Origin of the sequence: Daejeonella sp., from assembly GCF_030684675.1 — a bacterium.
GTDB lineage: Bacteria > Bacteroidota > Bacteroidia > Sphingobacteriales > Sphingobacteriaceae > Daejeonella.
The window spans coordinates 1-11,115 of sequence record NZ_JAUXXZ010000051.1; the positions used below are offsets into that span (position 1 = coordinate 1).

The 11,115-nt window shown below is 41.2% G+C and carries 7 protein-coding genes; 6 read left to right on the plus strand and 1 reads right to left on the minus strand.

The features are described from left to right. The 6 genes from Q8M41_RS11185 to Q8M41_RS11210 all read left to right on the plus strand — a co-directional run. On the plus strand, positions 1–1,446 hold a 1,446-nt coding region (locus Q8M41_RS11185; protein WP_305365361.1), incomplete at its 5' end, for a triple tyrosine motif-containing protein. A gap of 10 nt (positions 1,447–1,456) precedes the next feature. Then, the gene (locus Q8M41_RS11190) at positions 1,457–5,563 is read left to right on the plus strand and encodes an ATP-binding protein (RefSeq protein WP_305365362.1); all 4,107 of its coding nucleotides are present in this window, start codon (positions 1,457–1,459) and stop codon (positions 5,561–5,563) included. Positions 5,564–5,666: 103 nt separating this feature from the next. Beyond that, the gene (locus tag Q8M41_RS11195; protein WP_305365363.1) at positions 5,667–7,055 is read left to right on the plus strand and encodes a hypothetical protein; all 1,389 of its coding nucleotides are present in this window, start codon (positions 5,667–5,669) and stop codon (positions 7,053–7,055) included. A 21-nt stretch (positions 7,056–7,076) separates the two neighbouring features. After that, positions 7,077–8,327: an aminotransferase class V-fold PLP-dependent enzyme gene (locus Q8M41_RS11200; RefSeq protein WP_305365364.1), complete on the plus strand. Its 1,251-nt coding sequence runs from the start codon at positions 7,077–7,079 to the stop codon at positions 8,325–8,327. A gap of 9 nt (positions 8,328–8,336) precedes the next feature. Then, entirely contained in the window at positions 8,337–10,397 is a 2,061-nt protein-coding gene (locus Q8M41_RS11205; protein WP_305365365.1) for a sensor histidine kinase, read from the plus strand. A gap of 38 nt (positions 10,398–10,435) precedes the next feature. After that, a complete protein-coding gene (locus tag Q8M41_RS11210; RefSeq protein ID WP_305365366.1) occupies positions 10,436–10,666 on the plus strand; it encodes a hypothetical protein in 231 nt (76 codons plus the stop codon). A 34-nt stretch (positions 10,667–10,700) separates the two neighbouring features. Here Q8M41_RS11210 and Q8M41_RS11215 read toward each other — a convergent pair whose 3' ends face one another. Then, on the minus strand, positions 10,701–11,084 hold the full coding sequence (locus Q8M41_RS11215; protein ID WP_305365367.1) for a type II toxin-antitoxin system PemK/MazF family toxin: 384 nt from the start codon (positions 11,082–11,084) through the stop codon (positions 10,701–10,703). Between the last annotated feature and the right edge of the window lie 31 nt (positions 11,085–11,115).

An 11,115-nucleotide genomic window follows, 5' to 3' on the forward strand; every position in this document is an offset into this window, starting at 1 on the left:
CCTGCTGCCGGCAGCTTCCGCAATTTTGATGTGAGTGACGGCTTGCCGGATAATTCTTTTAATCACCGCAGTGTCTACAGCCGTAACGGAAAGCTGTTTTTTGGAAGTAGTAACGGCTTTGTCATCTTTTATCCGGACAGCATTAAAGATAATACTACCCCTCCCCCGGTTTACATTACGGGATTAAAGGTCCTGGAAAAAAGCCGGTCCTTACCAGGCGATGCGCTGGAATTGCCCTACCGGGAAAACTACCTGTCGTTTGACTTTGTAGCCCTCAACTACGATTCACCTGAAAAGAACCAGTATGCTTACAAGCTGGATGGTTTGGATAAAGACTGGATATACAGTAATGCCAGGCGTTATGCCAGTTACACCAACTTAGCTCCCGGTAAATATACCTTCCGCGTAAAAGCCTCAAACAACGACGGCACCTGGAACGAAAAAGGCGCCTCCCTCTCAATCATCATTCATCCACCCTGGTGGCGCACCTGGTGGGCTTACGCCTTTTATATCATTTGCTTTTTAGCCGGTTTATTCCTGGCAGATCGTTACCAGCGGCAGCGCCTTATTCAAAAAGAAAGAGAGCGCACAAAAGAAAGAGAGCTGGCCCAGGCAAGGGAAATCGAAAAGGCTTATCATGAATTGAAAACAACACAGGCACAACTCATTCAAAGTGAAAAGATGGCTTCGCTCGGCGAGCTTACCGCTGGCATTGCCCATGAGATACAGAACCCGTTAAATTTTGTGAATAATTTTTCGGAAGTGAATACAGAGTTGATTGATGAACTGCAGCAGGAAATAGATAAAGGAAACCTGGCAGATGCAAAAGCAATTTCAAATGACATTAAAGAAAACGAACAAAAAATAAATCATCACGGTAAACGGGCAGATGCCATTGTGAAAGGGATGCTGCAACACAGCCAAAGCAGTAGCGGTGTAAAAGAACCAACAGATATTAATGCTTTGGCTGATGAATACCTGCGTCTCTCCTATCATGTTCTCAGGGCAAAAGACAAATCTTTTAATGCTGAGCTCATCACAAACCTAGATCAGAATCTGCCCAAAATAAATGTCGTCCAGCAGGATATGGGGCGGGTGCTGTTAAATTTATTTAATAATGCGTTTTATGCGGTGCATCAAAAGCAAAAAGCTGAAAGCCCAAAGCAAAAAGAAGAATACAAACCTGTAGTTGAAGTAAGCACTTCAGTCAAAGATGGCTTTGTGGTCGTTACCGTAAGAGATAACGGAATAGGAATTCCCGAAGCGATCAAAGTAAAGATCATGCAACCATTTTTTACTACCAAGCCAACGGGTGAAGGGACAGGGCTGGGATTGAGTTTGAGTTATGATATTGTGAAGGCACATGGCGGAGAGTTGAAAGTAGAAACAAATTATGGAGAATTCACAGAATTCATACTCATCCTTCCCTTGAAGGAGATAAACTAATTTTAAATTTATGGCAGCAGATTTAGAGAAAGCTTTATTACAAACTCACAAAGATCTAATTGATGCAATCTTTCACCGTGGTAATGATCCCCGAAACAGACTGCTGGACCTTATGTCCCCTAAGCTTCATGGCTGTGGTACTGCGAGACATGAAACGATTCAAAGTATCGATGACTACTTATCAATTTTCGACGGAGAAATAAATGAATTGCCTGTCGGATTAGTGGATAGACCCGTAAATCTTAGAACTACCATCATAGAAAATGTGGGTATTGTTCATGGAGCGTACGAACTCCTTTTTAAAATTGAAAATCAGAATACCTCCATGTATGTCAGGTTAACAGTGGTTTATGAACACAGGAATAAAAAATGGCAAGCGATCCATTTACATGGTTCAGAACCATCTGCACATATTGCCGAAGGGGAAACCTGGCCGGCCGAAGCTTTAAAAGCTCAAAATGAGGAACTACAAAAAACGATAACGGAAAAAACGGCTGATCTGGAGCAAAAGAATAAAAATCTGCTAATCGAAGTTGCGCTTGAAAAAGTGCGCAGCCGTACAATGGCTATGCATAATAGCAGTGAATTGGCTGAGACTACAGAAGTGCTGCATCAGCAATTGCTTGATCTCGGGATACATGCAGACAGAACCACTATTGCTTTTCCAGATGAAACCTCGGGAGTCGCTGAATTTTGGTCTACCAACCAGGGAGGAGTTAAGATCGATCATCAATTTAAAGCTGATCTGACAGAACCTCATCAGGGCTTAAAAACCTTAGCCGGATGGAAACGGAAACTTAAATCCATTGTCATTCGACTGGAAGGTGAGGAATTGCGCGCTTTTTTAGACTACTATAAAGAAAAAGTAGGATTACCAATTATTGTCCAAATAACGAAGAAGACAAAGAGAGATTATACTTCGGCTTATTTCTCTCATGGATGGATCACGCTTGTTACATTTGAGCCCCTATCCCATGAAAAGATCAGTATACTGGAACGCTTTGCTGCAGTTTTCAATCTCACCTACACCAGGTTTTTAGACCTGCAAAAAGCAGAAGCACAGACCCGGGAAGCAAAAATTGAAGCTTCACTGGAAAGAGTGCGCTCAAAAGCCATGTCTATGCACGGTTCACGGGATCTGGCAGATACCATTTCTATGTTTTACCATGAACTGGAACTTTTCAGCATCACTCCGCGCAGATGCGGCGTAGGCCTTCTGGATCGGGAAACCCAAATGGCCGAGCTATCTACTATGAACACCACCGAACAGGGAAATTCCATAGAGATCATCGGGAAATTAAAAATGGCAGACCACCCCGTATTGCAGGGGGTATTCGATCACTGGATCTTGCAGAAAGAATATCACCCGGTGCTGCGGGGCCACGAAATTAAAGACTATTACCAGCTTGTAAGACCACAAATAGAATTTCCGGACTATCCGCATGATGAGGAGCAATTTGGTTATTTCTTTTTCTTCCCCGAAGGCGGAGTATATGCCTGGACAGATAAAGAACTTGGAGAGAATGAATTGAAGATTTACCGACGTTTTACCACGGTGTTGAGCCTAACCTACAAGCGGTATAAAGATATAAAAGAAGCCGAAGCACAGGCAAGGGAAGCACAGATAGAATTAGGCCTGGAAAGAGTGAGAGCCAGAGCAATGGCGATGCAGAATTCTGAAGAGTTAAAAGAATTGATAAGTACTGTTTTTGCTGAGCTGACTAAACTTGATCTGGTACTTACCAGGTGCCTCATAATGATTTACGATCCTAAGACAAAAGACTCTACCTGGTGGATGGCTAATTCTGAGGCTCCGTCTGACTCAATTGGTTTATTTGTACAATATCATGAACAGCCTCCTTACTTAGCTTATATCAAAGCATGGCAGCAGCAAAATTTAAAATGGCAATACATCCTGGAAGGAAAAGTCAAAAAGCAATGGGACGATTTTTTGTTTAATGAAACAGAACTTTCGGACTTACCAGCTATGATAATTTCAGGTATGAAAGCCCCTGGCAGTGTATATTTAAATGCCTCCTTTAATAATTTCGGGAACCTCACATTGGCAAGTCTTGAACCATTATCAAATGAACAATTTGACATACTCCTTCGTTTTGCAAAAGTGTTTAATTTAACATACACCCGTTTTAACGATCTTAAACAAGCAGAAGCACAGACCCGCGAAGCCAAGATTGAAGCCGCCTTGGAAAGGGTGCGGTCAAGAACCATGGCGATGCATAATAGCCAGGATGTTGGCGATACGGCAATAGTCATTTTTGATGAATTAGAAAAGTTAGGAGTTGCTACAAACCGGTGCGGAATATCAAAATTTGATGATAAGGGATTCATGGAAGTCTGGACAGCAGGGTTAGGTGTAAACTATGCAGTTAGAGGCCGCCTGGATACCAGGATACACCGCATGTTAACTGAGGGCTATAAAGCATGGAAAAAGAAAGATGCTACATTTTCTTATTTTTTACAAGGAAGCGATTTGATCGATTATTACACTGCGCTTGAAAATGCCCCGGACTATCCTTACCAAGTGCCAGAGACATTGCCTTCTGCGCAAGCCATCAGCTTATTCTATTTTCCCGAAGGAGCCCTTTATGCATTTACTGCAGAAACCTTGTCTAATGAAGCAGTGCAGGTCTTCACTAGGTTTGCCGGAGTTTTTGCTCTTACCTATCGCCGCTATCTTGATTTAATGATAGCTGAACAGCAAACCCGGCTAGCTATACAACAGTCTTCGCTCGACCGGGTGCGGGCTGAGATAGCAAGTATGCGAACAACTTCAGACCTGGAACGCATCACGCCCTTAATATGGAACGAATTAACAACACTTGGTGTTCCGTTCATACGCTGCGGTGTTTTTATAATGGATGAGGACGATGAGCAAATTCATACCTTTTTATCTACACCAGATGGAAAAGCCATCGCTGCATTTAAATTGCCCTTTACCACCCCGGGAACCTCGGCACAAGCATTAGCGTATTGGCGTAAAAAAGAAATTTTTACAGATCATTGGGATGAAGCAGCATTTAAAGCGTGGACAGCCAATTTGGTAGAACAAGGCCTCATTTCATCTTCTGAAAAATACTCTTCGCAACATTCCCCCGCTAACCTCCATTTATATTTTCTGCCTTTTTTACAAGGTATGTTGTATGTAGGGAGCGAAGTCCCGTTGGGAGATGATGAAATAAATGTAGCTCAAACATTAGCCAATGCTTTCTCAACCGCTTATTCCCGGTTTGAGGACTTCAATAAGCTGGAATCGGCAAAACAGCAAATAGAAAAAACTTTGGTCGATTTGAAACTGGCGCAATCGCAACTCGTCCAATCCGAAAAAATGGCTTCCCTGGGGGAACTTACTGCAGGCATTGCTCACGAGATCCAGAATCCACTGAATTTTGTTAACAACTTCTCTGAAGTGAGTATGGAATTGATAGAGGAGGTTAAAAGCGAAAAGCTGAAAGCTAAAAGCGAGCGTAACGAGGAACTTGAAAATGAGCTCCTGGATGATATCACAGAAAATCTTCAGAAAATATCCCACCATGGCAAGCGGGCAGATTTCATCGTTAAAGGTATGCTTCAGCACAGCCGCACCAGCACAGGCGAAAAACAGCTGACAAACATCAATACCCTGGCCGATGAGTTTTTAAAACTCTCCTACCACGGGCTTCGGGCAAAAGACAAATCGTTTAATGCAGAACTGATCACAAATTTTGATAAAAGCCTGCCGCAAATCAGTGTGGTTCAGCAGGATATTGGGCGGGTGCTGTTGAATTTGTTTAATAATGCGTTTTATGCGGTGCAGGAAAAGCGAAAAGCTGAAAGCCCAAAGCAAAAAGGAGAATACAAACCTGCGGTTGAAGTAAGCACTTCAATCAAAGATGGCTTTGTAGTCATTTCCATCAAAGACAACGGTTGTGGTATCCCCCAGGCGATCAAAGAAAAGATCATGCAGCCGTTTTTTACCACAAAGCCAACGGGTGAGGGTACGGGATTGGGCTTGTCGTTAAGCTATGATATTGTGAAAGCGCATGGCGGAAATCTTGATCTGGAAAGCGAGGAAGGAAAAGGCTCTGAATTTTTAATATTTTTATCTTTAAAACCTTAGGGTAGGCATATCTTATGAAAAAAATATGGACAATTTGGGTTTTCCTCCTGTTTTGCGGCCGCTTGCAGGCCGCAGTGTATTCACAAAAAAACATATAGAGTACATGAGAAATTATGTTGTAATTTTTTACGTAATCATCATCAGCAGCAATCTGTCTGCGCAAACTTATATTCCGCTTGATTCTGCTAGAAAGTTAATTCGGCTGACTGAAAACCCCGAAGAAAGATTCAGAGGAATGCGAGCACTTGACCGCTTTTACTACACCACTGCAATGTTTGACAGCTCGTCTGCACTGCAAAAACAAATGGTTGCCATTGCCAATGATTTAAACAGGGATTCCATGATGATGATGGCTTACCGGGCCATCGGCAACAGGTACCTGATTAAAACAGATTACAATTTTAGTCTTGTTTCTTATTCAAAAGCATTAGAACATGCTGAAACAGATAACCAAAAAGCAAGTCTGTATGGCAACCTGGCTTATGTGTACATAGTAACAGGAAACAATGAAGTGGCGCTTAGCTATCTCCAAAAAATGAAAAAGGTAAATCAGACAGGTCAGGATCTTTTTTTCCGCAATCTTTTGTATGGCATCGTCAATAATAATCTGAACAGACCTGATTCAGCTTTATTTTATTTCCGTAAAGCAGAAGACGTGCCGGTTAAGATGACGGATGCTTTACTTAGTTCTGTGTTCATGCTGCAAATGGGAAGAGCCTTCGAATTAAGTGGAGATGCCGACCTGGCAGATACCTGGTACAAAAAAACACTGACTTTCTGCAGAGAAAAAAACCTCGTATCCTCGTTAATACGTCATGGTGATGTATATTGCGGTTTTTTACTCAGATCTGGAAAGTATGAAGAAGCTAAGTTACTAGCCCTGCAAAATTTCTCCATTGCTAAAAAAGCAGGCATTAACGAAGGGATCAGCACGGTAGCTTCCACCCTAAGGAAGATTTATATTCATTATGCAATACAAGACAGCATCATTTACTATGCGCAATTACAAATCGATTATACAGATTCAGTAACCAATCAAAGAAAACAAGCCGAATTTCAAAACATAACTTTTTCGCAGCAGCTTAGGGAGATTGACGAACAAACAAAAGCAAGAGAAACGGCAGAAGCCCGTCAGCGAAATATTCAATATGCGTTAATCGCCGTGGGGATAATTACATTTCTTATCCTATACTTGTTGCTTAGCCGCAGCTTTATCACTAATACACGACTAATAGAATTTTTCGGCGTCATCGCTTTACTCCTCGTCTTTGAATTTCTTAATTTATTACTCCATCCTTTTTTAGAAAGAGTAAGCAACCATTCACCTGTATTGATGCTGCTTGCGCTGGTTTGCATTGCAGCATTACTGGTGCCGCTGCATCACCGAGTAGAGAAATGGGCTACGTCAAAACTGGTGGAGAAGAATAGAAAGATACGACTTGCAGCAGCAAAGAGAACCATTGAGAAGCTGGAAAATGAAAAAACCGTTTAACCAGGATAAAAAATTGTCAGGATGAAATACAATAAGTACAACAGGAGAAAATTTTTAACCACCGTTTCAGCTTGTACCGCTGCAGGGCTTTTGATGAATGCCATTCCCTTTTCCGGTGCAAATGCTCAAACAAATTCATTCAGCAGTGATGAAGAAACAAAAAACGATTATCTTTTTTCACCGGGACTCATATATTTGAACACAGGCACACTCGGTCCCTGCAGCAGGCGAACAATTGGTGCAACCAAAAAAATATGGGAACATTTAGAATCCTTCCCCCTGCAGTTTTATGCAGAAAAATTTGCGCCGGAGCTGGCTGAGAAAACAAGAATCATCGCCGCTTCTTTTTTAGGATGTGAAGTAGATGAACTGATGATGACAAGAAGCACAACAGATGGTATGAACGCTGTAGTGCAGGGTTTGAATTTAAAATCCGGCGACAGGATCATCACCACCAACCAGGAACATGAAGGTGGATTGAGCGGATGGAAATACCTTGCTAAATATCATGGAGTGATCATTGATACCATCAACATTCCGTTTGAAGTTAGTGATACCGACAAAATTCTGGAAAGCATTAACGCGGCCATTACTTCTGCTACAAAGCTGGTTAGCATCAGCCATGTTTTTTCTTCTACCGGTTTACGCCTTCCCATTGCTGAAATTTCTTCGTTAGCGCGGTCAAAAAATATTTTATGCATAGTGGATGGAGCGCAGGCAGCAGGCAGCATTAAAGTAAATGTGAAAGAATTAGGATGTCATGCATATATGGCCAGCGGGCATAAATGGCTGATGGGCCCAAAGGGCACCGGTTTGCTGTATATATCAAAAGATGCGCAGGACAAAATTCATCCCATGCAGTTTGAAGATTCATACAACACATACAATCAATCTACCGGTGTAGGTAATCTGCCGGGTATTTTGGGATTGGGCACTGCAATCGAACATTTAACCAGGATAGGTATGGATAAAGTGGAGCAACATAATATTTCATTGAGAAATCGTTTATACACGCAGCTTTTAAATACAAACAACTTAACTATTGTCAGTTCTCCACCAGGTGCATTAGCATCACCATTGTTGTCATGCCGTTTACCGGAAAAAATAGAGAGTACGAAATTCTCGCCTATGGTATTGGAAAAACACAAAATCAGTTTTCGGGCGGTGCATAAACAATGGTTCAACGGGATAAGATTTTCTACTCACATTTTCAATACGGAAAAGGAAGTGGATAAGGTAATAGAAATTATTCGCAAAGAATTAAAATCCTAAACGCAAATCATGGTTCAACAATCAAATAACAGCATGCTGAAATTTTCGTTGAAAATATTGCTCACTCTTTTATTTCCGGTACTGGCAACGGCACAACAGAATATTGACAGTTTAAAAATGAATCTTGCCAATGCATCTAATGATTCAGCCCGTTATCATGCCTCCTGGGATATTTATAATTATTATGAAGAATCAAACAAAGATTCGGCTCTTTTATATTCAGAACATGAATTGTCTCTGTCCCGAAAGAACAATAAGAAATTAAGTGAAGTGCTTTCTTTGAATCATAAAGCATATCAGTTGATAGGGTTAGGACGATATGCAGAATCTCTTAAAACACTGTTGCAGGCCTTTGAGATTGCAGAAGACCCAAAAATTGGAGAAGATAAAACCTGGCTGGTCACTCCTTTATCTTTCAAAGGAGACAAAAGACTTTACCTGCTTGCTTACACACATCATATATTTGCAATATTGATGTGGCAAACACAAAACCAAACACTCGATATTATACATTTTAAAAAGGCAAGAAGAATATCCATACAGATCGGTCACACAATCCGGCAAATGATGGCAGATATGAATTTGGGAAGAAGCTATGTCAACATTGATAAACTTGACTCAGCATTATTTTTTTCAAAAGAAGCGGAAAAACTGGCATTTCAATCAAACTTTAAAAAATACCTCGGACAGATTTATCAAACAATTGGGCAAGTTTATTTTAAAAAAGGCAATAAAACCGAAACACGGAAATATGATTACCTCGCTGTTCAGGCATCCAAAGAGCAAAATAATATGGTCAGCTTAAGTGCCAGTTATTTTCTTCTCACGAAAGACTATCTCGCCGAAGGACAAAAGGACTCGGCGTTGAGGTATGCCCTGAAAAATTTCCAGGTATTTAAAACCCTCGGACCAGTGACGGGATTAGCAGTGAACCTGGGAACAATTTATCAGAACATCTATCTAAGCTATAAGTTAAACAACCGGATTGACAGCGCTTATAAATACCAGGGGCTTGCATTAAATACCCTTGATAGCCTGAACAAAATCCGAATTAAAAACCTGGCTGATTTTCAAAATGCGAATCTTAATGAGCAATTACGTCTGCAGAATGTAGAGGAAGAAAAAACGCTCTACCAAAACAGGCTTAGAACCTATATTTTGATTGCAGGTCTTGGGGTGTTCTTGTTGATTGCACTAATTCTTTACCGCAACAACAGGCAAAAACATAGGTCAAATGAAGTGTTGCAGAAAACACTTGCAGATTTAAAGTCCACACAAACCCAGCTCATCCAATCAGAAAAAATGGCTTCCCTGGGGGAACTGACAGCGGGTATTGCCCATGAAATACAGAACCCGTTAAACTTTGTGAACAACTTCTCTGAAGTGAGCATGGAACTGATAGAGGAGGTTAAAAGCGAAAAGCTGAAAGCGAAAAGCGAGAGAAGCGAAGAACTTGAAAATGAGCTTCTGGATGATATCACACAAAATCTTCAAAAAATATCCCATCACGGCAAACGTGCGGATTTCATCGTAAAAGGGATGCTCCAGCATAGCCGTACCAGCACGGGCGAAAAGCAAGCTACCAATCTCAATACTTTAGCCGATGAATTTTTAAAGCTTTCTTACCACGGGCTTCGGGCAAAAGACAAATCGTTTAATGCAGAACTGGTCACAAATTTTGATAAAAACCTGCCCCAGGTAAACGTGGTGCAGCAGGATATTGGACGGGTTTTGCTGAATTTGTTCAACAATGCATTTTACGCGGTTCAGGAAAAGCGAAAAGCTGAAAGCCCAAAGCAAAAAGAAGAATACAAACCTGCGGTTGAAGTAAGCACTTCAACCAAAAATGGTTTTGTAGTCATTACTGTAAAAGACAACGGCAACGGCATCCCCGAAGGGATAAAAGACAAGATCATGCAGCCATTTTTTACTACCAAGCCAACAGGTGAAGGTACTGGATTGGGTTTATCGTTAAGTTATGATATCATCAAAGCTCATGGCGGGGAAATAAAACTGGAAACGATGGATGGTGAGTTTGCAGAGTTTATTATTCAATTACCGGTGAATTAATACTAAAATTAGTTGTAATTTCAATTTATACTTATCATATGCAAGCGATAGAAACAACAGCAAGCTTTAATGAAGAAGGTGAGCTTATCATTGATAATCTGCCAATTATCAAAAACCAAAAAGTTAAGCTATTGATATTGCTTGAAGAGACTGAACAAAATGAATGGTTCCGGTTTTCAGGCAAGGGATTATCCGCAGCCTACAGTGAACAGGAGCCTTCCTACACATTAAATATGATTAAAAAGCCAAATCCTGATTATAAACCATGAGGGAAGGCGAGTTTACAACATTTGCTATTGCAAGCTACCGAATTTGCAAAGCGGAAGATAGACCAAGCGCAATTTCCTCCATTTGGTCAGCCCGTAAATAACCTATTTTTTGTTTAAATCTTTCTTGGGAAACAGAACGGACTTGAAAACAGTCAGCAGATGATGTTTTTGACAAGCCATTTTGGGTTGTAGCTATTAATTTAATCATCCATGGAGCAATGGAATAATGCTCTTTCCAGTCGGTAATGGGAACAATAATACTTAAAGGAAGTTTGCCAAGTTGGTCAGCGCTTACGATGACTGCTGGACCTATCGTGTGGACACATTTCTGTGTCGTTATGCTTAGGCATCCAGTATCCCCCGCCGGCGGGGGAATTAAAGGGGGTGGAACCTCCCCGTAGCCCCTCCAAAGGGGCACAGCATAGCGCCTAAATCCCTACTTAATAATA

Coding starts and splice junctions, on each gene's coding strand:
- Q8M41_RS11190 (WP_305365362.1), top strand. CDS start 1,457: ATGGCAGCAGATTTAGAGAAAGCTTTATTACAAACTCACAAAGATCTA.
- Q8M41_RS11195 (WP_305365363.1), top strand. CDS start 5,667: ATGAGAAATTATGTTGTAATTTTTTACGTAATCATCATCAGCAGCAAT.
- Q8M41_RS11200 (WP_305365364.1), top strand. CDS start 7,077: ATGAAATACAATAAGTACAACAGGAGAAAATTTTTAACCACCGTTTCA.
- Q8M41_RS11205 (WP_305365365.1), top strand. CDS start 8,337: ATGGTTCAACAATCAAATAACAGCATGCTGAAATTTTCGTTGAAAATA.
- Q8M41_RS11210 (WP_305365366.1), top strand. CDS start 10,436: ATGCAAGCGATAGAAACAACAGCAAGCTTTAATGAAGAAGGTGAGCTT.